The sequence below is a fragment of the Lentzea waywayandensis genome, assembly GCF_900115955.1.
GTDB lineage: Bacteria > Actinomycetota > Actinomycetes > Mycobacteriales > Pseudonocardiaceae > Lentzea > Lentzea waywayandensis.
In genome coordinates this window covers 958309-980746 of record NZ_FOYL01000003.1, presented here as the reverse complement: position 1 = coordinate 980746, position 22438 = coordinate 958309, and the positions used below count along the sequence as shown (strand labels likewise).

20 protein-coding genes are annotated in these 22438 nt (G+C 68.9%); 3 read left to right on the top strand and 17 right to left on the bottom strand.

The genetic code is table 11. From position 1 onward, the window contains the following. Positions 1 to 128: 128 nt before the first annotated feature. Positions 129 to 1004: an RNA polymerase sigma-70 factor gene (locus tag BM417_RS15330; protein ID WP_093593358.1), complete on the bottom strand. Its 876-nt coding sequence runs from the start codon at positions 1002 to 1004 to the stop codon at positions 129 to 131. A gap of 115 nt (positions 1005 to 1119) precedes the next feature. Between BM417_RS15330 and BM417_RS15325 the strand changes: the two genes are divergently transcribed. Then, the gene (locus BM417_RS15325; protein WP_093593355.1) at positions 1120 to 1599 is read left to right on the top strand and encodes a carboxymuconolactone decarboxylase family protein; all 480 of its coding nucleotides are present in this window, start codon (positions 1120 to 1122) and stop codon (positions 1597 to 1599) included. Here the strand turns inward: BM417_RS15325 and BM417_RS15320 are convergent. From BM417_RS15320 to BM417_RS15285, 8 genes are all read right to left on the bottom strand, one after another. Further along, positions 1596 to 2651, bottom strand: a complete 1056-nt coding sequence (locus BM417_RS15320; protein ID WP_093593815.1) for an amidohydrolase family protein — start codon at positions 2649 to 2651, stop codon at positions 1596 to 1598. The two genes, BM417_RS15325 and BM417_RS15320, sit on opposite strands and share 4 nt — an antisense overlap. A 2-nt stretch (positions 2652 to 2653) precedes the next feature. Continuing rightward, the gene (gene ffh / locus BM417_RS15315; protein WP_093593352.1) at positions 2654 to 4219 is read right to left on the bottom strand and encodes a signal recognition particle protein; all 1566 of its coding nucleotides are present in this window, start codon (positions 4217 to 4219) and stop codon (positions 2654 to 2656) included. A gap of 26 nt (positions 4220 to 4245) precedes the next feature. Further along, positions 4246 to 4860, bottom strand: a complete 615-nt coding sequence (locus tag BM417_RS15310; RefSeq protein WP_093593349.1) for an HAD family hydrolase — start codon at positions 4858 to 4860, stop codon at positions 4246 to 4248. Then, positions 4857 to 5417, bottom strand: coding sequence for an AAA family ATPase (locus tag BM417_RS15305; RefSeq protein ID WP_093593346.1), 561 nt, complete (start codon positions 5415 to 5417; stop codon positions 4857 to 4859). Before BM417_RS15305 ends, BM417_RS15310 begins: the two co-directional genes overlap by 4 nt. Positions 5418 to 5486: 69 nt before the next feature. Further along, positions 5487 to 6500, bottom strand: a complete 1014-nt coding sequence (locus BM417_RS15300) for a hypothetical protein (protein WP_143138658.1) — start codon at positions 6498 to 6500, stop codon at positions 5487 to 5489. 282 nt (positions 6501 to 6782) lie between these two features. Then, the gene (locus BM417_RS15295; RefSeq protein WP_093593340.1) at positions 6783 to 9107 is read right to left on the bottom strand and encodes a [protein-PII] uridylyltransferase; all 2325 of its coding nucleotides are present in this window, start codon (positions 9105 to 9107) and stop codon (positions 6783 to 6785) included. Positions 9108 to 9124: 17 nt separating this feature from the next. Continuing rightward, positions 9125 to 9463: a P-II family nitrogen regulator gene (locus BM417_RS15290; RefSeq protein ID WP_030479675.1), complete on the bottom strand. Its 339-nt coding sequence runs from the start codon at positions 9461 to 9463 to the stop codon at positions 9125 to 9127. Then, positions 9460 to 10803 (bottom strand): ammonium transporter, encoded by a 1344-nt coding sequence (locus tag BM417_RS15285; RefSeq protein ID WP_093593812.1) that lies wholly within the window; start codon positions 10801 to 10803, stop codon positions 9460 to 9462. The genes BM417_RS15290 and BM417_RS15285 overlap by 4 nt, the downstream gene beginning before the upstream one ends. A gap of 239 nt (positions 10804 to 11042) precedes the next feature. Here BM417_RS15285 and BM417_RS15280 point away from each other — a divergent pair, with 239 nt between their 5' ends. Then, positions 11043 to 11750 carry a hypothetical protein gene (locus BM417_RS15280; protein WP_093593337.1) on the top strand — a complete coding sequence of 236 codons (708 nt, stop codon included), beginning with the start codon at positions 11043 to 11045 and terminating at the stop codon, positions 11748 to 11750. Here BM417_RS15280 and BM417_RS15275 read toward each other — a convergent pair. The 8 genes from BM417_RS15275 to BM417_RS15240 all read right to left on the bottom strand — a co-directional run bounded on the left by BM417_RS15275 (position 11747) and on the right by BM417_RS15240 (position 21830). After that, positions 11747 to 13522 carry an FtsX-like permease family protein gene (locus BM417_RS15275; RefSeq protein WP_093593334.1) on the bottom strand — a complete coding sequence of 592 codons (1776 nt, stop codon included), beginning with the start codon at positions 13520 to 13522 and terminating at the stop codon, positions 11747 to 11749. The two genes, BM417_RS15280 and BM417_RS15275, sit on opposite strands and share 4 nt — an antisense overlap. A gap of 54 nt (positions 13523 to 13576) precedes the next feature. Then, positions 13577 to 15112 (bottom strand): alpha/beta hydrolase, encoded by a 1536-nt coding sequence (locus BM417_RS15270; RefSeq protein WP_093593332.1) that lies wholly within the window; start codon positions 15110 to 15112, stop codon positions 13577 to 13579. 113 nt (positions 15113 to 15225) lie between these two features. Continuing rightward, positions 15226 to 16218: an allantoicase gene (gene alc / locus BM417_RS15265; protein WP_093593329.1), complete on the bottom strand. Its 993-nt coding sequence runs from the start codon at positions 16216 to 16218 to the stop codon at positions 15226 to 15228. Next, positions 16215 to 17519 carry an allantoinase AllB gene (gene allB, locus BM417_RS15260; protein WP_093593809.1) on the bottom strand — a complete coding sequence of 435 codons (1305 nt, stop codon included), beginning with the start codon at positions 17517 to 17519 and terminating at the stop codon, positions 16215 to 16217. Before allB ends, alc begins: the two co-directional genes overlap by 4 nt. A gap of 5 nt (positions 17520 to 17524) precedes the next feature. Next, positions 17525 to 18529, bottom strand: a complete 1005-nt coding sequence (locus BM417_RS15255; RefSeq protein WP_218164470.1) for a glycerate kinase family protein — start codon at positions 18527 to 18529, stop codon at positions 17525 to 17527. Beyond that, positions 18526 to 20226 (bottom strand): glyoxylate carboligase, encoded by a 1701-nt coding sequence (gcl, locus tag BM417_RS15250; protein ID WP_093593326.1) that lies wholly within the window; start codon positions 20224 to 20226, stop codon positions 18526 to 18528. Before gcl ends, BM417_RS15255 begins: the two co-directional genes overlap by 4 nt. A gap of 3 nt (positions 20227 to 20229) precedes the next feature. Further along, positions 20230 to 21087, bottom strand: a complete 858-nt coding sequence (locus tag BM417_RS15245; RefSeq protein ID WP_093593324.1) for an NAD(P)-dependent oxidoreductase — start codon at positions 21085 to 21087, stop codon at positions 20230 to 20232. Then, positions 21084 to 21830: a hydroxypyruvate isomerase family protein gene (locus tag BM417_RS15240; protein WP_093593322.1), complete on the bottom strand. Its 747-nt coding sequence runs from the start codon at positions 21828 to 21830 to the stop codon at positions 21084 to 21086. Before BM417_RS15240 ends, BM417_RS15245 begins: the two co-directional genes overlap by 4 nt. 84 nt (positions 21831 to 21914) lie before the next feature. Here BM417_RS15240 and uraD point away from each other — a divergent pair, with 84 nt between their 5' ends. Next, positions 21915 to 22436, top strand: a complete 522-nt coding sequence (gene uraD, locus BM417_RS15235) for a 2-oxo-4-hydroxy-4-carboxy-5-ureidoimidazoline decarboxylase (RefSeq protein WP_281251316.1) — start codon at positions 21915 to 21917, stop codon at positions 22434 to 22436. Positions 22437 to 22438 lie beyond the last annotated feature (2 nt).

Sequence of the window (22438 nt, the reverse complement as noted above, 5' to 3'; positions counted from 1 at the left end):
GGCACCGACACGAACGGGGCCAAGCACCTGGCCAAAAGATGGTCAGATCGAGTCCCCGCCGGATGTCCCACTCCTGGTGAGTGAATCGGCGGACAAAGGCTGCTACTAAACCCCCGCGCCGCTGATCATCAGCGCCGCAGGGTCGTCTCCTGCTCCATGTGCGAGAGCTTGGCCGGGTTGCGCACCGCGTACAGGCCGCTGATCCGGCCGTCCTCGACGCGCACCGCGATCACGGTGTCGAGTTCGCCGTCGAACCGCACGATCAGCGCCGGGTATCCGTTGACCTGAGCAGGTTCCATCGCCCATCCGGTCACCTTCAGCAGGCCGCCGAGCAGCATCCGCGCCACCTTCGAGGCGCCCACGACGGGACGCGGGACGGCCTGCTTCACGCCGCCGCCGTCGCCGAGGAACACGACGTCCGGTGCCAGCAGGTCCAGCAGGCCCTGGAGATCACCCGTCTCGGTGGCGCGCTGGAACGCCGCCAGCGCCTCGCGGGACGCCGCCTGGGTCACTACCTCGCGCGGGCGGCGGGCGGCCACGTGCGAACGGGCCCGGTGGGCGATCTGGCGGACGGCCGCCGGGTTCTTGTCGACGGCGGCGGCGATCTCGTCGTAGTCCAGGTCGAAGACCTCGCGCAGGACGAAGACCGCCCGTTCGGTCGGGGTGAGGGTTTCGAGGACCAGCATCACCGCCATCGAGACGCTGTCGGCCAGTTCGACGTCCTCGGCGACGTCCGGGGCGGTCAGCAACGGCTCCGGCAGCCACGAACCGACGTAGGACTCCTTGCGGCGGCCCAGGGTGCGCAGGCGGCCGAGGGCCTGGCGGGTGACGATCCGGACCAGGTAGGCGCGGTGGTTCTCGACCACGCCGTGGTCCACGCCCGACCACTTCAGCCACGTCTCCTGGAGCACGTCCTCGGCGTCGGCGGCGGAGCCGAGCATCTCGTAGGCGATCGTGAAGAGGAGGTTGCGGTGGCTGACGAACGTGTCGGTGGCGGCGTCCATGGACACAAGACACCAGCCGACGGCGGTTTGTGACAGTGGGCCGGATCACAGTCACAGGATTCGGGGCAGCGGCATCTCGTGGTCGTCAAGCAAGTCCACGAGGGAGGAAAAGTTCATGGAACCGCGCTTCAACCTCTTCGGCACCGAGACCGGCAGCAAGCTCGCGAAGCGGTTCGCGGGCCTCGGCCAGGCCGTGCACCAGACGTCGCTGCCCGCGATCACGGCGGAACTGGTCAGCCTGCGGGCGAGCCAGCTGAACGGCTGCGGCTTCTGCCTCGACATGCACGTCAAGGAGGCCATCGCGGCCGGCGAGGACCCGCTGCGCCTGCACCTGGTGGCCGGCTGGCGCGAGACCACGGTGTTCACCGAGGCCGAGCAGGCCGCGCTGGCGTTCACCGAGGAGGGCACCGTGCTCACCCGGGACGGCGTGAGCGACGAGACCTGGGCAGGCGTCCGCAAGCACTTCAACGACGAGCAGGTCGCGGCGCTGATCTGCCTGCTCGGGCTGATCAACGCCGCCAACCGGATGGCCGTCATCACGCACCAGAAGGGCGGCTCGTACCAGATCGGTGCGATGGCCCAGTTCCAGGACTAGTGGATCCGGCCCCTGAGCATGATCATGCGCGGCGTGCGGAGAACCTCGAGGTTCTCCCGCGGGTCCTCGTCGTAGACGACGATGTCCGCGGCCGCGCCCTCGGTCAGCGACGGGAAGCCGAGCCACTCGCGAGCACCCCACGACGCGGCGCCGATGGCGTCCAGAGCGCTCATCCCCACGCCGTGCAGCGCGACGATCTCGTCGACGATGCGGCCGTGCTGGATGCCACCGCCCGCGTCGGTGCCCGCGTAGACCGGGACGCCCGCCTCGATCGCGGACGCCACGGTGGTGGAGACGCGAGCGTGCAGGTCACGCATGTGGTTCGCGTACTTCGGGTACTTACCGGCCTTGTCCGCAATGCCGGGGAACGTCTCGATGTTGATCAGCGTGGGCACCAGCGCGGTGCCGTGCTCTGCCATCAACGAGATCGTGTCGTCGGTCAGGCCGGTGCCGTGCTCGATGCAGTCGATGCCCGCGTTGATCAAACCCGGCAGCGCGTCCTCACCGAAGACGTGCGCCGTCACGCGCGCACCGGCGGCGTGGGCGACCTTGATGGCCTGGGCCAGCTCCTCGTCCGTCCACAGTGGAGCGAGGTCGCCCTCGCCGCGGTCGATCCAGTCGCCGACCAGCTTGACCCAGCCGTCGCCGTACGCGGCCTGCTCGGCCACGGCCGTCGCGAGATCCGACTCGATCTCCACGCCGATGTGCGGGATGTAGCGCTTCGGGCGGGCGATGTGCCGGCCGGACCGGATGATCCGCGGCAGGTCGAGGCGCTCCTGCAACGGCGTCGTGTCGATCGGTGAGCCGCAGTCGCGGATCAGCAACGTGCCCGCGGCGCGGTCCGTGAGCGCCTGCTCGACGGCCTCGGGCAGCTCGACGCCGCCCTGCGGGCCCAGGCCGACGTGGCAGTGCGCGTCGACCAGGCCCGGAACCAGGAACCCGCCGTCGACGACGGTCTGCGCGTTCGGCACCGGCTGGGTGCGGACACGGCCGTTGACGACCCACAGGTCTCGCGGCTCGCCGTCCGGCAGGACGACGCCGCGCAGGTGCATGGTCACTTCTTCTTGTCGTCCCCGTCGAACTTGAACTTCGACGGGTCGAAACCGGGCGGAAGCTCGTTCAGGCCGCCCAGGTTCGGCAGGCCACCACCGGGAGGCATGCCCGGAATCCCGCCGGGAGGCATGCCGGGCATGCCGCCGGGGAACATCCCGGGCGGGAAGCCGCCCTTGATCTTGGGGGGCGTCGGGCCGCGTCCGCCCTTGCCCTTCTTCCCCTTCTTGCCCTTGCGGGTCTTGCTGCCGCCACCGCCGCCGAAGCCCATCCGGCCGGCCATCGACGCCATCATCTTGCGGGCCTCGAAGAAGCGGTTGACCAGGTCGTTGACGTCGCTGACCTTGACGCCGGAGCCGTTCGCGATGCGCAGCCGGCGGGACCCGTTGATGATCTTGGGGTCGTCGCGCTCGGCCGGAGTCATGCCGCGGATGATCGCCTGGATGCGGTCGAGGTGCTTCTCGTCCAGCATGCCGAGCTGGTCCTTCATCTGACCGGCGCCGGGCAGCATGCCGAGCAGGTTCGCGATCGGGCCCATCTTGCGGATCGCGAGCATCTGCTCCAGGAAGTCCTCGAGCGTCAACTGGCCGGAGTGCAGCTTCGCCGCGGCCTTCTCGGCCTGGTCCTGGTCGAAGTGCTGCTCGGCCTGCTCGATCAGGGTGAGGACGTCACCCATGCCGAGAATGCGCGACGCCATCCGGTCCGGGTGGAAGACGTCGAAGTCCTCGAGCTTCTCGCCGTTGGACGCGAAGAGGATCGGCTGGCCGGTGACCTCGCGGACCGACAGCGCGGCACCACCGCGGGCGTCACCGTCGAGCTTGGTGAGCACGACACCGGTGAAGCCGACGCCGTCGCGGAACGCCGTGGCGGTGTTGATCGCGTCCTGACCGACCATCGCGTCGACCACGAACAGGATCTCGTCCGGGTTGACCGCGGCCCGGATGTCGATGGCCTGCTGCATCATCTCCTCGTCGACGCCCAGCCGGCCGGCCGTGTCTACGAGAACGATGTCGTGCTGCTTGGCCTTGGCCTCCGCGATGCCGAGACGCGAGACCTCGACGGGGTTGCCCACGCCGTTGCCGGGCTCGGGAGCGAAGACGGGCACGCCCGCGCGCTCACCGACGACCTGGAGCTGCGTCACCGCGTTCGGGCGCTGGAGGTCGGCGGCGACGAGCAGCGGCGTGTGGCCCTGGCCCTTCAGCCACTTCGCCAGCTTGCCCGCGAGCGTCGTCTTACCGGCACCCTGCAGACCCGCCAGCATGATCACCGAAGGCGGGTTCTTCGCGAGGTTCAGCCTGCGGGTCTCGCCACCGAGGACGTTGACGAGCTCCTCGTTGACGATCTTCACGACCTGCTGCGCCGGGTTCAGCGCCTGGTGGACCTCGGCGCCCTTGGCACGTTCCTTCACCTTCGCGATGAAGTTGCGCACAACGGGCAGCGCGACGTCGGCCTCGAGCAGGGCGACCCTGATCTCGCGGGCGGTCGCGTCGATGTCGGCGTCGCTGAGCCGGCCCTTGCCGCGAAGGCCCTGGAGAACCGTGGTCAGCCGGTCGGAAAGCGTGGAGAACACGCCTCCCAGACTAGCTAACCTCGTGTTCACCCGATCCCGTGGCTCGCCAGGGCATCCAGGAGCACCGGCTCACGACGTCCGACGGGAGCAGTGGAGATCTGCGCGAACCGCAGCCCCGCCGACACCGCTGCTCCATCCGCCACCGGATCGTCGCCGACGTACAGGCACTCCGACGGCTCGACGTCGAGCCGGACGCAGGCGGCGTCGAAGGCCCGTGCGGACGGCTTCGAGACACCGATCTCGTAGGACAACGCGAAGGCGTCCACGGCCAGCGACTCGCGCGCGAACACCCGGCGGATGTCCCACGAGATGTTGCTCAGCACCCCGACCTTCAGCGGCTTCACCGCGTTCAGGGCCGCAGCCGTGTCGGTGTAGGGCAGCCAGAACGCCGGGTTGTGCAGGCGCTGGAACAACTCGTCGGTCATCGTGAGCCCCGCGAGCCGGAACAGGGTCCAGTAGGCGGAGCGGTTGGCCAGCGCGGTGAGGTCGCGGGCGTCCCACACCGCGCGCTCGGCGGCGTTCATTCGCGCCACGAACGGCGCCGGGGCGCGCAGCACCGTGAGGTGCCGCGGCGAGAGCCATTGGTAGGTCGGGCGCCCGAAGAGGGTGCCTGCGAAGTCGAAGAGGACAGCCTTGATCACGACACCATGATGCGCAGACCACCCGAGGTCCCCGCACGGGTGAGGAGCGTCACGCCGCTGAATCCGAACGGCACCCAACCGGCCTCGAACTGCGCGCGCATCGACGAGCCGCGGCGGACGTGTCGCTCGAAAGCGTGAGTGCGGACGACGCGCTTTCGGGCGATCTGGCCGTCCAGGGCCTGGGCCGCCGAGGCGTCCAGCCACAGGAAGTGACGGGAACGCCCCGACAGCAGACCGGCGAGCACCAGCATGAAACGCGTGCCGGGCCGCGTGGACGGCTCGTGCACCACCAGCAGGCCCGCGCAGAACATCGCTGACCAGAAGACGCGCAAACGGTGCGTGAGGTGCACGAAGACGCGCCAGTACTTGTACGGCAGAGGTACGCGCGGTTCCAGCCAGCTGCGCACCTGGTCGGAGTCGAGCACGGTGACCGGCTCGTCCGCGTCGAGGCGGGTGAGCAGCGTCGTCTTGCCCGCGCCGGGGATCCCGGCGAGGACTACGAGCGAGCGCGGGCGCACTCGGACGACTGCGGCTTGCGTGTTCAACACGGCGGTCATGTCCTAGAAGACGTCTTGACCATCCTTCTCGTTCAGTTTGGTCCGATTTCCGCCGAAATGCACGGGGATTCAGCGCCAGACGACGGCGCGGTAGGTGCCGTTGGCGAAGTTCGCGACGCCGATGACCTGCCCGACCTCGCTCAGCCCGCTCACGGAGTGACGTGCGGCACCCGGCAGCGTCGGCAGCAAGGTCTGCGTGCCCGCCATGGTCCAGGTCGCGGCCGTGGTGCCGACGGTGCCCGCGACGACACCCGAGTTGTTCACCTCGCCGGCACTGGAAGGTGCGGGCGCCAGCACGGCACTGCCGCCACCGAAGAGGTCCCACCGGATCGCCTGCGACGAGAGCTCGCCGACCGCGAACCCGTTGTCGTTGATGTCGAACGGCCGTGCGCCGGCACCCAGCTGGGTGCGAGTGTTGTCGCGCAACCAGAGCACGCCGTTGGTGCCCACGGTGCCGCCCGCGTCGGCGAGCTGGTTGACCGCGAGCAACGTGCCGGTGTCGAGCACGGTCCGCACGCCGGAAGCGTTCCACCGGACCACGTCGCTGCCGGTGTACCCGACGGCCCAGCCCGCGCCGGTCACGTGCCGCGCGCTGCCCGCGCCCAGGATCGTGGCGTCACCGATCGAGTCCCAGAGGACCGCCTGGCTCACACCGTTGATCGTGGCGGCCCCCGCGACGGTGCCGGTGTCGTTGACGTCGTACGCGACGGAGCTCGTCGCGCCCGCCACCGCCAGCTGCACCAGCGCGCCGGAAGGGTTCCACTTCACCGCCTGCGCCTGGCCGGAGGAGTTCACGGCGTAGCCCGCGACCACGCTGTCCCGGTTGATCGCGTTCGCCTGCGAGTCGAACCCGAGGTCCGCGAGCTTCCTGATGCCGTCGAACCGGTCCCAGCGCACGGCGTGCTGCGAGGTTCCCGTGCCGTAGGAGACGCCCGCGATCGAACCGGCGTCGTTGATGTCGATCGCGGTGCTCCGGAGATCACCCGGCAACGTGCCGAGGTCCTCCACGGCCAGTGGAGCCGCCTGAGCGGTGGCGGGAATGATCAGGGCCGCGACGACGGCGGCCACCATTGCGGTTCTCAACGTTCTTCCTCCCCAGTCAGAACAACGAGAACCCCGACACTGCCCGGACGGCGCGAAGGTTGTCCAGGAAGCTGTCTCGTTGTCAGAACCGGGAAACAGCGGCGGTGGTGCGAGTGCGCGGTACCTCCCCCGGCGCCGTCACTCGTCACCACCACCCTCTGCCTGTCCGGGAAGCGATCCACCCCTCGAGGACGCTTTCCGGACACCACGAACACTGCCGTGTTTCGGAACCGCGCAGGAGCGTGAGCACCCGGAGAGGTTGTGCGTAGAGCTACTCAACCTCTACCTGGCCGCGTCGAGCACCGCCCGTTCGATCCGGCGCCGGTCGAGGTCGGTGCCCGCGATGCTGAACGAGTCGACGACCGTCGCGCCCAACGTGGACACGCGCGCCCACTGCACGTCGGCGCCGCACTGCTCGAGCGCACCGGCCACGCGGTGCAGCAGCCCGATCCGGTCGGCGGCCCGCAGTTCCAGCACCACCGCGCCGGTCGCCTCGTCGTCGAACCACAGCACCTTCGACGGCGGCGGGTCGAGCGGCGGGCCGCCGTAGTCGCGTTCCTTCGCGGCGAGCTTGTCGGCCAGCGGCAACGAGCCGTCGATCGCCCTGGACAGCTGTTCGCGCAGCAGCGCCGCGTCCGGCAGCGAGCCGAACCGCGGCGACACCGTGAACGCGTCCACCGTCGCGCCACCGTGCGAGTGCAACGTCGCCGCGTGGACCTCCAGCGAGTTCAGCGCGAGCACACCGGCGGCCTTGGACAGCAGTCCCGGACGGTCCGGCGCGATCACCGTCACGACCGCCGCGTGGTCCTGCTTCTCCAGCAGCACGTCCGGCTTTCCCGACGCCGCAACGCGTTCCGCCATCGCCACGTGCACGGGGTCGAGCGGTTCCGGTTTGGGCAACGGCTCGCCCGCCATCGCCTTGCGGCAGCGCGAGACCAGGTCGGCCATCAGCGCGGCCTTCCAGTCCGTCCACACGCCCGGCCCGGTCGCGATGGAGTCCGACTCCGCCAGCGCGTACAGCAGTTCCAGCAGAACCGCGTCGCCGCCGAGCGTCTCCACCACCCGGTGCACGGTCGCCTCGTCCTCGACGTCGCGCCGGGTCGCGGTGTGCGGCAACAGGAGGTGGTGGCGCACCATCATCGACAACGTCTCGACGTCCTGCGGCCACAGCCCGATCCGCTCCCCGATCTGGGTCGCCAGCGCGGCCCCGACCTCGGAGTGGTCCTGCTGGCGGCCCTTGCCGATGTCGTGGATCAACGCGCCCAGCAGCAACAGGTCAGGCCGCGACACCGTCGTCACGAGCCGGGCCGCGTGAGCGACGGTCTGCACCAGGTGCCGGTCGACCGTCCACATGTGCGCGGCGTCGCGCGGCGGCAGGTCCCGCACCGCACCCCACTCGGGGAACAGCCGGCCCCACAGATCCGTGCGGTCCAACGCTTCCACGACGTCCACGAGTCCACTGCCGCTGCCCAGCAACGCCAGCAGCTCCTCGCGGGCCTCGCGGGGCCACGGCTGGCGCAGCTCCGGCGCCGAGTCCGCGAGCCGGGACAACGTGCCCGTCGCGATCGGATGCTTGCTGCGTGCCGCCGCCGTCGCGACACGGAGCAACAACGCCGGATCACGGCTGGGAATCGCGTCACGGGCGAGCGAGACCTCAGACCCGTGCAGCACCACGCCTTCGTCCAACGGCCTGCGCGGCGGCTGTCCTCTCAGGAACGCACCGAGGCCCCGTTTCGGGGCGGCCGCACGGGCGGTCCGCATCGCCACGTCGAACGCGTAGACGACAGTGCGTGCGGCGGAGGAAAGCGAACGTGCCAAAGCGAAACGGTCGGTCAGACCGAGCGCGGAGGCCACCTCGTCGCCGTCCTGCGCCCGCAGCACGTCACGCGGTTTCCGTGCGGCACGGCGAAGTTCGGTGCGCACGTCCAGCAGCAGCTTGCGGGCCTCGTCGACGTCGGCGGACGGTCTGTCCACCACCTGCGCGACCGACAGCGCGTCCAGGATCGTGACGTCCCGCAACCCGCCGCGGCCGTGCTTGAGGTCGGGTTCGACGCGGTGCGCGATCTCGCCGCTGCGGGCCCAGCGCTTCTGCGACGACTCGGCGATCTCGTCCAGCCGGTTGCGCACGTTCCCGCGCCACGCCTGCTTCGCGCCTTCGGCGAGCTTCTGGGTGACCTCGTGGTCGCCCGCGATGTGGCGGATGTCCAGCAGCCCCAGCGCGGTCCGCAGATCACCGGCCGCGACCCTCAGGGCCTCCCCGACCGTGCGGACCGAGTGGTCGAGCCCGATGCCGGAGTTCCATAGTGGATACCAAAGCTTCTCGGCTATCTCATCGACGTTCTTGACGCCGTTGTGCACCAGGACCAGATCCAGGTCGGAATAGGGCACGAGCTCGCGCCGCCCCAGCCCGCCGACCGCCACGAGCGCGATACCCGATCCGGATATCCCCGCTCCCCCCGCATGTTTGGTCAACCAGAACTCGTGCAGGTCCACGAGTGCTTCGCGCAAAGGTTCGGCGGCCAAGCGACGACGACCTGGCACGAGCAGCCTTTCGCGTGCTCGCACCAGGTCGTCAGCCGTGACGACGGCCGTTTGGTTGTTCTCCACGGGCCGTCTCCTAGTTGTTAAAGCGCGTCCGATCCACGTTCGCCCGTGCGTACACGGACAACGGTTTCGACCGGAGTGACCCAGACCTTGCCGTCACCGATCTTGCCGGTGCGGGCGGCCTCGACCACCGCTTCCAGCACCTTCTCGACGGCCGTGTCGTCGATGACGACCTCGATCTTGATCTTGGGCACGAAGTCCACGGAGTACTCCGCACCGCGGTAGACCTCGGTGTGGCCCTTCTGGCGCCCGTAGCCCTGCACTTCACTGACCGTCATGCCCAGCACCCCGAGCTGTTCGAGGGCGCCCTTCACGTCGTCCAGGGTGAACGGCTTGATGATCGCGGTGACCAGCTTCATTTCTTGTTGCTCCCCTCGAGAACCGCGGTCGCGCCCGCGGCCACGCTCGGCTTGCCGGTACCACGCGCGCTGGTGAGGCTGCCGTACTCGTAAGCCCGCTCAGCGTGCTCGGACTCGTCGATGCTCGCGACCTCGGCCTCTTCCGACGCGCGGAAGCCGACGGTGAACTTCACCAGGTAGCCGAGCGCGAGGCTCAGGACGAAGGAGTAGCCGAGCACCGCGAACGCACCGACTGCCTGGCGCCAGAGCTGGTCGACGCCGCCGCCGTAGAACAGACCGTTGATCTTGGCCGGGGCCGACTCGCTGGCGAACAGGCCGATCAGGATCGTGCCGGACAGACCACCGACGAGGTGCACGCCGACGACGTCGAGCGAGTCGTCGTAGCCGAAGCGGTACTTGAGCGACACGGCCAGGGCGCAGAGGACACCGGTGATCGCACCGATCGCGATGGCACCGATCGGGGTGACCGACGAACAGGCGGGCGTGATCGCGACCAGACCGGCGATGACACCGGACGCCGCACCGAGCGTGGTGGCCTTGCCGTCACGGATGCGCTCCGTGATCAGCCAGCCGAGCATCGCCGCGCAGGTGGCGACGAGCGTGTTGATGAACGTGACACCGGCGAGGCCGTTGGCGCCGAGAGCGGAACCGGCGTTGAACCCGAACCAGCCGAACCACAGCAGACCGGCACCGAGCACGACCAGCGGCAGGCTGTGCGGCTTCATCGGCTCCTTGGGCCAGCCGACGCGCTTGCCGAGCACGATCGCGAGCGCGAGACCAGCGGCACCGGCGTTGATGTGCACCGCCGTACCACCGGCGAAGTCGATCGCGAGGAGCTTGTTGGCGATCCAGCCACCGGGGTCGATGACGTTGCCGGCCTCGTCCTTGCCGTCGAAGTCGAACACCCAGTGCGCGACCGGGAAGTACACGATCGTGGCCCACAGGCCGGCGAACAGCAGCCACGGGCCGAAGCGGGCGCGGTCGGCGATCGCACCGGAGATCAGCGCGACCGTGATGATCGCGAACATCGCCTGGAACGCCACGAACACGGTGCTCGGGATCTTGCCCGCCAGCGAGTCGGCGCCCAGCAGCCCGTCAAGGCCGAAGAACTCGAACGGCTTGCCCAGCAGGCCTCCGCCGACGTCCGCGCCGAATGCCGCCGAGTACCCGAACAGCACCCAGAGGACACCGACCACGGCCATCGCGCCCAGGCTCATCATCATCATGTTGAGCACGCTCTTCGAACGGACCATGCCTCCGTAGAAGAAGGCAAGGCCCGGCGTCATCAGCAGCACCAATGCGGCGCTGGTGAGCACCCAGGCGGTGTCCCCTGTATCCACTTCGACCTCCACTGCACGTCGGTTGCAGGGAGCATCGAGATGTCCTGTTTCACCCACCCACGCCCAACGTTTCGCGGAGGTGAACTGTCGACCTGGACGTGTTACGTCCGCGTTTCGCGCCGTTCACGGACTCGATTCGGCAACCTCACGGCGTCGGGCCGATAACGAGCAGTAGTCGAGGGTCTCCTCTTCCGGGGCATTGCGCCATGCCGGAAGCGGTTGCTGGATACCGTCGGCAGATGCGCGTTTTCGCGATCGTGCTGGTAGTCGTCGCTCTTTCCGCCTTCGGCGCGTTCGTGTGGGTCATGTCGAACTTCCGGCTCTCCCAGGATTCGCAGGGAGAGCCGGTCATGCCTCCTCCGCCGGGTCCCCAGCCCAGGAGCCTGAACGTCACCGTCGCGAGCACACACGGATGGGACGTCATCTCCAACGGCGAGCAGGTCGTGGGCGAAGTGCGGAACGAGACGGGAACCTGCGCGGACCCCTTCACCGCGCTGAAGGTGTCGCTCCCGCACTCCGGCCACACCAGGGTGACCTTGGAGGTTCGGCCCGAGCCGCAGCAGGAACTCGTCATCACCGCGATCAGGATTCAGGTGAGGACCGTCTCGCCCCTGTACCGCACGGCGAAGTACCTGTACCACTGCGCCGGGCCCGCCGCCCCTCCCGCGACCAGGGTGCGGGTGGACACCAGCACGTCGGCCGCCTACCCGGTCGAAGGCGCGTTCCCGCTGCGGGTGCCGGCGGACGGCTATCGGCAGGACGTCGAGGTCGATGTGCACGGCGAGGACGCGGCCGACTGGGACGTCGAGGTCGACTACACGCTCGGCGGTGTCACCCGGACCCAGGTCGCGTCCGCGTCCCAGCCGCTGCGCACCGAGCCGCTGCCCGACGCCGCAGGGCACGTGGTGTGGTGCGACCAGCGGTGGCGTCCCGGCGAACGCTGCTAGCGGCGAACCTCGCTGTACGCCGACGCGCGGTTGAGGACCATCAAAGGCGTCGCGGCGATCAGCAACGCCGCCGCGAGACCGCACGCGACCACCACCGCGAACCCGACCGTCGGCAACGGTCCCTTCGTCGCGACCAGCGTGAGCACCCCGAGCGCCACGCCGAGCCCGGTCATCGCCACCAGCGGCACACCCGTCTCCAGCAACACGACCCTGCGCAGCTGGCCGAGCGTCGTGCCGGACGCGCGCAGCAGTGCGAAAGAACGCCGCCGTTCGAGCACTCCTCCCACCGCGCCGGCCGCCAGACCGCATCCCGCGACCACCACGACGACGACCAGAGCGAAGTGGACGGCGGACTCGACGTCGTCCCAGAGCCGTTGCTCGCGCAGCACGAACTCGCGGCGGGTGTTGATGATGGCGCGCGGCGCGGCGACGGCCTCACGGGTGCGGATGCGTTCCTCGTCGGCCACCGTGCCGTCGCTGACGATCTCGCGGTCGCGGCCGTCGAACACGGTCACCACACCGCGCGGGGTGGCGGTGCCGGGCAGGTCGCCGTACGCGCTGACCAGGCCGCTCAGGTACGTCGCCGCGAAGGCCGCGAACACCAGTGCGCTCGCGGCCCGGAACGACGCTTTCGGGTCCTGCTCGATCCGGCGTGCGGCCAGCACCGTCGTGGCGTTGGAAGCGCGCGCGAGCAGCCGTCCGATCTGCAGGCACACCCACGGACCCACGATCGCCACGCCGACAACGGTCGCGATCCCGAACAACGGCGCCAGCTCGTCGAAGCCGGCGGACGAGGTGTACGTGACCAGGAACAACCCACCGAGACCGATCGCCAGCGGCAGCACGCGCACCGCGGTCGGCGGCTTCGAGGCGGCGCGCCGGACGATCCCGAGCGGGCCGATGTCGACGCGGCGCAACGACACCACGGAGACGAGGACGGCGAGCAACGGCACCAAAGCCAGCACGGCCAACGGCGCGCGCACGTCGTCGGCGTGGAACGGGAAACCTTCGTACGTCACCGAAGAAGCGAACACACGGCGCAGGCCTTCATAGGCGAGCCAGCCGGCGAGCGTTCCCGCCAAGGCCGCGATCCCCGTCTCGGCGGCCGCGATCAGAGCCGTCTGCGACCGGGTGGCTCCGACCAGCCTCAACGCGGCCAGGCGGCGTTCGCGTTGGGCCGCGGCGATCCTGGTCGCCATCGCCACGAACACCACGACGGGCACGAGCAGCAGCAGCGCCGCGATCCCGAGAACGATCCTGGTGAACGCGAAGAACGCGTGGTCAGGCTCGACAGCGATGCCGGACGCGGTGAACATCCCGGGCACCTGCCCGCCGACCACGGCGACGAGCTGCGCCGGATGGGACAGCAGGTCCACGGGGATCATGCCGACGACCACGCCCGGATAGCGGTCATCGAGTTGATCGTCCGGAGTGGACTCGAACAACCGCTGCATCGCCGGTGAGGCAACGACTTCACCGGGACGGGGCAACGGGAAGCCGGGCGAGGGCGAGGAGGGACCGACGTCGGCGACGTGGATCCGCAGCATCTCCTCGCCGCGGAAGTAGTCGGTGACGGCCAGCCACTGCACAGAACCGGAACCGGGCGTGTCGGCGCGCGTGTACTGCCACGCCGAACGGTCGGAACGGCCCTGCAACGCGCCCTGGGCCGCGAGACAGAGCATCAACACCGTGACACCAACGGCCACGCCGGCAGCCGTGAACGCGAAACGCGCCCACGCACCCTTACCGCGAGGCCACCACAGGCCAGCCATGACGCAGGACTATACCCCCGGCGTATACACCGGGGGTATAGCTACTGACCTGCGTTAGCGAACCGAGAACGGGCCCGCCGGGATCCGCGGCTTCGCGGACATGACCGACGCCTGCGCCGGCGGCTCGACCGCGGCACACGAGGTGCCGTTGCGCGGCAGCTTCAGCGAGACCAGGTACTCGTTGTTGATCTTCAGCGTGCACTCGCTGCGGTCGTAGACGCCGTGGCCCCAGCCTTCGTAGGTCACGAAGACGGTGGTGTCACGGGTCTGACGGTGCGCGTTGACAGCCCACTCGTACGCCGTCGCCGGGTCGTGCTTGGCGTTGGTGAGCAGGATCTTCGGCGAGTTCTTGATCTTCAGCGTGCGCTGCGGGTTCGTGGCCTTCGGGAACCCGACGCAGCCCATCATGGCGCCGTGGCCGAGCGAGGAGCCACGCGTGTTCGGCGCGATCCGGTACTCCGACTTCACCAGCGACTGGTACTCGCCCCACGAGCTCACGCGGAGGTTGTAGTCGTTGCAGAAGATGCCGGGGAACGGGTTGTCGAACGTCTCCTCGGCGGCGAACGCCGAGAAGGCCGACTTCGGAGCCTGCGTGCCGTCGATGATCTGCTTGATCTGCTCGGCGAACCGCTGCCAGCTCGGCCCGTAGGCCATGCTGACCACACCGCCGCCGAGGTCCTCCGGCGTCATCTTGACGGTCGGGTCCCACGGAGCGGGCACCTCACCGCGCTCCGCCTTGGCCAGCAGGTCCTTCCAGATCTTGCGGAGGTCCTGACCGTGGAACGGCGAGGTCGCCGCCCGGTCGTTCCACTTGATCCACTCGTTGAACGAGTCCTCGGCGGTGCGCGCCTCGGAGTCGAGGAACTGCTTCGTGCCCAGGCTGTGGTCCATGTTGGAGTCGATGATCATGGCGCGGATGTTCTTGCCGAACTTCTCCGCGTAGTGCTGGCCCATGATCGTGCCGTACGAGATGCCGTAGTAGTTGATCTTCCGCTCGCCCAGCGCGCGGCGGATGGCGTCGATGTCCTGCGCCACCTCCGCGGTCGAGGCGTTGTCGAAGATCGCGCCGGACTGCTTGCGGCAGTCCTCGCGCAGCGTCTTGTTGAACGTGACCAGCGCGTCGAACTCGGCCTTGGTCTTCGGGTAGCTCGACGGCGTCTTCTGGAGCAGCTCCGCCGAGCACTTGATCGGCGCACTGCGCGCGACACCACGCGGGTCGAACCCGATGACGTCGAACTTGTCGATGATCTCCTTGCTGAAGTACCCGTCGGCGAACATCGAGAAGTCGACGCCCGAACCGCCCGGTCCGCCGGGGTTGATCACCATCGCGCCGATGCGCTTGGACGGGTCGGCCGCCTTGAGACGCGAGACGGCCAGCTTGAACTTCTCACCGTTCGGCTTGGAGTAGTCGATCGGCAACTCGAGGAAGCCGCAGTCGACCGTCGGCTTCTCCTCGCACGGCTTCCAGTCGATCGCGCCGACCTGGTACTCCGGCTGCCCTTCCGGAGCCGCGATCGCGACCTGACTCGCGCCTAGAACCAATGCAGAACTGGCGATCGCGGCGCCAAAGGCGCGCACCATCGGTTGCATGGAATTCCTCCCTGGATCCCCGAACTTGCGGGAGGAACGCTTCCACCGATCGTGTGACGCAGACAACCAACCTAGGTAGGGATCCGAATCAGACCGTGGTCGGACAACCACCGTCAGTTAGTCGTTTTGGCCCACATCTCCCGCAGGTGCGCTAGGCCGTCACTCGTAGGGGTGCCGAGGATCCGGAGGCGTGCCATTCCGCCGTCCGGATAGATGTCGAGCCGGACGGCCGTCGCCTCGGTCGCGTCCACGACGAACCGGTGCCGCGTGTCGGGCTGCAACCGGGTGCGCGGGAGCAGGTCGAACCACGTGTCCGGGTCGGTGCGCTCGTCGCAGCCGCGCACCGACGCCCAGCCCGGCGCGTTGCCCTTGAAATGGCTGGTGTCGAGCTCGACCAGCTGCACGACGCCGGGTGCGGCGAGCCGGAGCGACACCCAGTCGTTGCCGTCGTCACGGCGGCGCGCGGTCTCCCAGCCCTCCCCCATGACCGTGGCCTGACCAGGGGCGATGAGGTTGTTGGGAGAGCTGTAGAACATGTTGCTGCACCCGGTGACGACAGCGCCGTTCTCCAGTGCGGCGAGGTCGATGCCACCCACGAGCAGACGCGGGTCCGCGAGCGGTTCGCCGTGCACGCGCAACCGAGCCACACCGCCGTCGGGATCGATGGTCAGCCGTACGTGCGTGACGCGGCGTCCCTCGGTGACGTCGAAGTAGTGCTTCTCGTCTCCCTTCAGCGCGGTCCGTTCGACCAGCGGGAACCACTCGGTGATCTCGTCGGCGCCCGGATAGCCGTCGACCTGGGCGCCCTCGACCCAGCAGAACGGCGGGTAGTTGCCCTTGAAGAACGCCGTGTCGACGACGATCCCGCGCACGACACCGGGCATGCCGAGCCTGACCACCGCCTGATCCACGCCCGACTCACGACGGCGGCGGGTCTCCCAGCCGTCGTAGACCTGGCCTTTGTGACCGAAGGTGTAGGTCTGGTAGACCGGCTCTGCGGGCTTGATCAGGTTCTCCCGCTCGGCGAACAGCTCGTCGTTCGCCCACACCACGCCACCTCCGGCCGCGCGCGAGGCGAGATCCGGCAGCCGGGTCCACTCGGTCATGCTTCTCCTCTTCTGAGCAGCTTTCCTTTGGGCGAACTTGCCCTGGTCTGACTGATTTCCTTGCCCCGCAACCACGTCTGCCTGACCACGCCGTTCAGCGTGCGGCCGTGGTACGGCGTGACCGGGTTGCGGTGGTGGAGCTTGTTCTTGTCCACCACGAAGGTCTCGTCCGGTGCGAACACCACGAAGTCGGCGTCCTTGCCGACCTCGATGGCGCCCTTGGTCGCCAATCCGACCTGACGCGCCGGATGCGTCGCCATCCAGCGGACGACGTCGGTGAGCTGGAAACCACGCTCCTGTGCGCCCGTCCACACCGCCGGCAGGCCGAGCTGCAACGACGCGATGCCACCCCACGCCGTCGCGAAGTCGCCTTCCTTCAGCTCCACCGTGCTCGGCGAGTGATCACTGACGACCAGGTCGATCACGCCGTCGCGCAGGCCCTGCCACAACGCCTCGCGGTTCTCCGCCTCACGGATCGGCGGGCAGCACTTGAACTCCGTCTGCCCGTCGTGGATCTCCTCGGCGGTGAACGTGAGGTAGTGCGGGCAGGTCTCGGCGGTGATCCGCAGGCTCTCGCGTTTGGCGGCCTCCAGGATCGAGAGCGCGTCCGACGACGAGAGGTGCAGGATGTGCGTGCGGGCGCCGGTCCTGCGGGTCAGCTCCACGACGTCGCTGATCGCCTTGTTCTCGGCCTCGCGCGGCCGTGAGGCCAGGAAGCCCGCGTAGTCCGGCTCCGAGTCACGGACCGTGTGCGCGTCCTCGGCGTGCACGATCGTCAACGCGTCGAGCGTGGCCAGCTGCCGCAGCGCCGTTTCCAGTTCGGCGGTCGTGACGGCCGGGAACTCGTCCACGCCCGAGTGCAGCAGGAAGCACTTGAAGCCGAATACGCCGGCCTCGTGCAGCGGCTTCAGGTCGGCGAGGTTGCCGGGGACGATGCCGCCCCAGAACCCGACGTCCACGGACACGGTCGCGGCGGCCTTGCGCTTGATCTCCAGCGCCGCCACCTCGACCGTCGGCGGGATGCTGTTGAGCGGCATGTCGATGATCGTCGTGACGCCACCGGCCGCGGCCGCCCTGGTCGCCGTCTCGAAGCCCTCCCACTCGCTGCGGCCCGGGTCGTTGACGTGCACGTGCGTGTCGACCAGGCCTGGCAGCAACACCTCGTCGTCGTTGAGGTGCACGACGTTCGGCGAGTCGATGCGGGGCTCGACAGCAACGATCCTGCCGTCGACGACACCGACGTCGCACGCGATCTCACCCTGCGGGGTCACGACCCTGCGGGCGCGGAAGACCAGGTCCATGGCACTCACTCTGACACCCAGTCGCGAGCGATGCGACCGCCGAGATCAACCAGCAGCGTCTCCGCCCGGGCCATGCACCTCGTCACGTCCGGTTCGACGTCCAGCAACGCGTAGGCGGCCTTCAGCCCCAGGTCACCGGGTTCGACCGAGCACTGCCCCGCCACCGCGACCACCGGCACGTCACCGGAGGCCCTGACCACCCCGTATGGCGCCTTGCCGTGCCGGGTCTGCGCGTCCAGCGATCCCTCGCCCGTGATCACCAGCGACGCGTCCGCCACGGCCTGCGCGAACCCGGCCAGTTCCAGCACCACCTCGATGCCGGGCCGGAACCGCGCGCCCAGCACCGCGAGCGCCGCGAACCCGATCCCGCCGGCCGCACCCGCTCCCGGCCTCGCGGCGTACTCCGGTCCGATCCGTTGGGCGAACGCCTCGAGCCGCGCTTCGAGGATCTTCACCTGCTCGGGTGAAGCCCCCTTCTGTGGCCCGTAGACCGCCGCGGCACCGGAAGGACCGAGCAACGGGTTGTCCACGTCCGAGGCCAGCACCAGGTCCACACCGTCGAACGACGCTTTGCCCAGCGCCTCCAGCATCCCGGCGCCGCCGTCCGTGCACGCGCTGCCGCCCAGCCCGAGCACGATCGTCGTGCAGCCGACGTCCAGCGCGGCTTTCAGCAGCTCACCGACGCCGTAGCTGGTCGCGTCGAGGGGCGCGGGCCGTTCCAGCAACGTCAGGCCTGCCGCCGAGGCCACCTCGACCACGGCGGTCGTGCCCTTGACCGCGAAGGACGCGGGCACCGGCTTGCCGACCGGCCCGGTGACCCAGCGACCCACCTTCACGAACCCGGCGGCGACGGCGGCGTCGACAGTTCCGTCGCCGCCGTCGGCCACCGGGAGGAGGCGCACGTCCACGTCCGGGACCGCCTCCCGCAGGCCGCGCGCGACGGCGGCGGCGACCTGCGGGGCGGTGAGCGATCCCTTGAACTTGTCCGGCGCAATGACCACGGCACTCACGGGAGCGGCTCGAATTCCTTCATCGCGGCGATCGACGTGCCGTTCGCGGTGTTGCCCTCGCGTTCGATCATGATCTCCACGAGCACCGGCCGGGACGTGCGGTCGGCCTCCTTGCGCGCCCACTCCAGCGAACCGCGGATCTCGCTCGGATCGGCGACCCGGACGCCGGAGCAGCCGTAGGCCTCCATGATCTTCACGTTGTCCGAGCCGCTGGTGTCGTAGTGGATGTCGACCTCGTACTTCATGTCGTAGCCACCGTGGTCCTCGGCCATCCGGATCAGGCCGAGGTACTCGTTGTTCAGCATGATCAGCACGAACGGCACGTCGTACTGGGCGCCGACCGCAAGTTCCTCGACCAGGAACTGGAACGAGTAGTCGCCGACGATGCCGACGACCTCCGCGTCCGGCCTGGCCTTCTTCACGCCGATCGCCGCCGGGATCTCCCAGCCGAGCGGGCCCGCCTGGCCGCAGACCTGGTAGTGCCGCGGCTTGTGCGCCTTCTGGTGCTGGCCGGACCAGATCTGGTAGAGCCCGATGGCCGTGACGAAGTAGGTGTCCGGGCCGTAGAACTCGTTGATCTCCTTGAAGACCCGCGGCGCCTTGACCGGCACGGTCTCGAAGTCCTCGCGCCGCAGCAGCGTCCGCTTGAGCTCCTGGCAACGCTCGACCCACTCGCCGGCCGCACGCGGACCACGTTCACGAGCCTTCTCCAGCAACGCCTGCAGGAACAGCTTGGTGTCGGCGACGATCCCGAGGTCGGGCCCGAACACCTTGCCGATCTGCGTCGGCTCGACGTCGACGTGGATGAACTTGCGGTCGCCGCGGTAGGTCGCGAGGTCACCGGTGTGCCGGTCGCCGAAGCGCGCGCCCAGCGCCAGCACCAGGTCGGACTCCAGGAACGACGCGTTGCCGTAGCGCTGCGAGGTCTGGATGCCGGTCATGCCCGCGTAGAGCGGGTGGTCCTCGTCGATGGCGCCCTTGCCCATCAACGTGGCCTGGATCGGGATCTGCAGGAACTCAGCCAGGTCCAGCAGCTCGGCGGACGCCTCGCCGAGGATGACACCGCCACCGGCGAGCAGCAGTGGGCGTTCCGCAGCCAGCAGCATCTCCAGCGCGCGCTCGACCCGTGCGTCGGACGGAACGCTTTTCGGCACCGGCAACGGTTCGTCGATCGTGGAGTCCCACTCGATCTCCTGCTTCTGCACGTCGATCGGCAGGTCGATCAGGACCGGGCCCGGCCGGCCGGAGCGCGCGATCCGGAACGCCTCGCGGAAGATCCACGGCATCTGCGCGGCTTCCTTGACCTGCACCGCCCACTTCGTGACCGGCGCGGCGATCGAGACGATGTCGACGGCCTGGAACGCCTCCTGGTGCAGCTTCGACACCGCGGCCTGGCCGGTGATGCAGAGGATCGGCACGGAGTCGGCCTGCGCGGTGTAGAGCCCGGTGATCATGTTCGTGCCGGCCGGACCCGACGTGCCGATCGCGACGCCGACGTTGCCGGTCGTGCGCGACCAGCCGTCCGCCATGTGCGTGGCGCCTTCCTCGTGCCGCACGATCAGGTGCTCGATCGAGCCGTCCTGTTCCATCGCCTTGTACAGCGGCAGGATCGCGGCGCCGGGGCAGCCGAACACGGTGTCGATGCCCTCGGACTTCAGGACCTCGACGACCGCTTGCATGACTGGGATCTTCGGCATTGTCTACGACCTTCCCGCGAAGTTCTCGATGACCTTGAGCAGCGCGGAGTGGTCGAGCGACCCGTAACCCTGCGCGCGTGCCGCCGCGACCAGCGCGGCGATCTGGTTGGTGACCGGCAGCGCGACGTCGGCGGCGCGTGCCGCGTCCAGTGCGATGCCCATGTCCTTGTGGTGCAGGTCGATCCGGAAGCCGGGCTGGAACTCGCGCGCGATCATCGACTCGCGCTTGAGGTCCAGGATCCGGTTCGCCGCGAGACCGCCCGCGAGCACGTCGAGGCCCGCCTTCGGGTCGACGCCGGACGCCTCCAGCAGCACGATCGACTCGGCCACGAGGGCGTAGATGCCGCCGACCATCAGCTGGTTCGCGGCCTTCACGACCTGGCCGGCGCCGTGCGGTCCGACGTGGACGATCGTCTTGCCGACGACCTCCAGGAACGGCCTGGCGGCGGCGAAGTCGGCTTCGTTGCCGCCGACCATGATGCTGAGCGACGCCTGCACCGCACCGGTCTGGCCGCCGCTGACCGGCGCGTCGAGCACGCGGACGTTCGAGAGTGTGCGGGCGATCTCGATCGACGTGGACGGGCGGATCGTGCTCATGTCGATCAGCAACGTGCCGTCGTCGAACGTGACCTCGTCGATCACCGCCTCGACCTGCGGGTGGTTCGGCAGCATCGTGATGACGACCTCGGCGCCGCTCACGGCCTCCTGCGCACTCGAAGCAGCCTTGCCGCCGTCCGCGACGAGCTTTTCCAGCGAGGCGGAGCTGAGGTCGAAGCCCGTCACGTCGTGCCCGGCGGCTACGAGGTGGGCCGCCATCGGCGAGCCCATGATTCCGAGGCCGATGAAACCGATCCTGGTCATGCTTGATCCCTCCAAGCGAAGGAGTGGGTGACGGGCTTGTACTCGGCGCCCACGAAGCCCGTGTAGCCGTTGGCGCGGAGCTTCTTCAGGTGCCCGAAGAGGTCGAGCTCGCCGGTGCCGGGCTCACCGCGTCCGGGAGCGTCGGCGATCTGCACGTGACCGATGCGGTCGACGTGGTCGGCGAGGAGGTCGAGGTCGTCGCCGTTCGTGGCGAGGTGGTAGAGGTCCGCGAGCAGCTTCACGTTGCCGCGGTCGATCTCGTCGATCAGCTCGAACGCCTGGTGGGCGGTCTTGATCGGGTACTTCGGCGCGCCGCTGAGCGGTTCGATCACGAGCTGGGCGCCGATCTCCGCCGCGACGTCGGCGGCGAAGCGGTAGTTGGAGACGGTCTGCGCGGTCGTCTCGAAGTTGCCGTGCAGCGCGTTGAGCGTGCGGCAGCCGAGGCGGGCCGCGATGGCCGCGGTGATCTCGACGTTCGTGCGGAACTCCGTCTCGCGGCCGGGCCAGCTCGCGAGCCCGCGGTCTCCGGCGGGCATGTCGCCCGCGAAGAAGTTGAGGCCGACGAGGCGCACCTGCGCGTCGACGATGGCGTTCTCGAACGCCTCGATCTCCCGTGTCTCGGGTACGGCGTCCGCGAACGGCCACCAGATCTCGACCGCGTCGAACCCGGCGGCCCGCGCCGCTGCCGGACGCTCCAGCAGGGGCAGCTCTATGAAGAGCATGGACAGGTTTGCGTCGAACATCTTTGGCTCGCTCCTTCCACATTGCGGAAGTTGGATTTCGCTCTACGGAGACACTAGACATCTCGCTCGACCCAGGTCAAGAATGTGGAAGTTCAATTCCGCGATACAGAAACTTGGAGAGCCGTGGACAGCTTCAACAGCGCCCCGGAGGCCGAACTGCGACCTCTGCTCACCGAGTGCCTCGCGGTACCCCGCTGGATCGACGCGATGGTGGCGGGCAGGCCCTACGCGTCGATGGATGCACTCCTCGCGGCTTCTTCGGTTGCCGCACAAGGACTTTCCGACGAGGAGGTGCTCGGCGCCATCGCCGGGCACCCGCGCATCGGCGAACGACAGAAGACAGGTGGGGTGTCGGCGAAGTGGTCGCGGTCCGAACAGTCCGGTGTGGACGCCTCCCAGGCTGATCGCCTGGCGGCCGCCAACGCCGCGTACGAGGATCGGTTCGGGCACATCTACCTGGTGTGCGCGACCGGCCTGAGCGGTGCGGAGATGCTCGGCAACCTGTCCAGCAGGATGGACAACCCGCCGGACGTCGAGCTCCGCGTCGTCAACGACGAACTCGCGAAGATCGCCGCCTTGCGGCTGCAGAAGCTGATCGGGAGCTGAAC

Coding starts and splice junctions, on each gene's coding strand:
- BM417_RS15325 (WP_093593355.1), top strand. CDS start 1,120: ATGGAACCGCGCTTCAACCTCTTCGGCACCGAGACCGGCAGCAAGCTC.
- BM417_RS15275 (WP_093593334.1), bottom strand. CDS start 13,522: ATGGCTGGCCTGTGGTGGCCTCGCGGTAAGGGTGCGTGGGCGCGTTTC.
- gcl (WP_093593326.1), bottom strand. CDS start 20,226: ATGCCGAAGATCCCAGTCATGCAAGCGGTCGTCGAGGTCCTGAAGTCC.
- BM417_RS15270 (WP_093593332.1), bottom strand. CDS start 15,112: ATGCAACCGATGGTGCGCGCCTTTGGCGCCGCGATCGCCAGTTCTGCA.
- BM417_RS15245 (WP_093593324.1), bottom strand. CDS start 21,087: ATGACCAGGATCGGTTTCATCGGCCTCGGAATCATGGGCTCGCCGATG.
- BM417_RS15330 (WP_093593358.1), bottom strand. CDS start 1,004: ATGGACGCCGCCACCGACACGTTCGTCAGCCACCGCAACCTCCTCTTC.
- BM417_RS15290 (WP_030479675.1), bottom strand. CDS start 9,463: ATGAAGCTGGTCACCGCGATCATCAAGCCGTTCACCCTGGACGACGTG.
- BM417_RS15280 (WP_093593337.1), top strand. CDS start 11,043: ATGCGCGTTTTCGCGATCGTGCTGGTAGTCGTCGCTCTTTCCGCCTTC.
- BM417_RS15240 (WP_093593322.1), bottom strand. CDS start 21,830: ATGTTCGACGCAAACCTGTCCATGCTCTTCATAGAGCTGCCCCTGCTG.
- alc (WP_093593329.1), bottom strand. CDS start 16,218: ATGACCGAGTGGACCCGGCTGCCGGATCTCGCCTCGCGCGCGGCCGGA.
- allB (WP_093593809.1), bottom strand. CDS start 17,519: ATGGACCTGGTCTTCCGCGCCCGCAGGGTCGTGACCCCGCAGGGTGAG.
- BM417_RS15320 (WP_093593815.1), bottom strand. CDS start 2,651: ATGCACCTGCGCGGCGTCGTCCTGCCGGACGGCGAGCCGCGAGACCTG.
- BM417_RS15305 (WP_093593346.1), bottom strand. CDS start 5,417: ATGACCGCCGTGTTGAACACGCAAGCCGCAGTCGTCCGAGTGCGCCCG.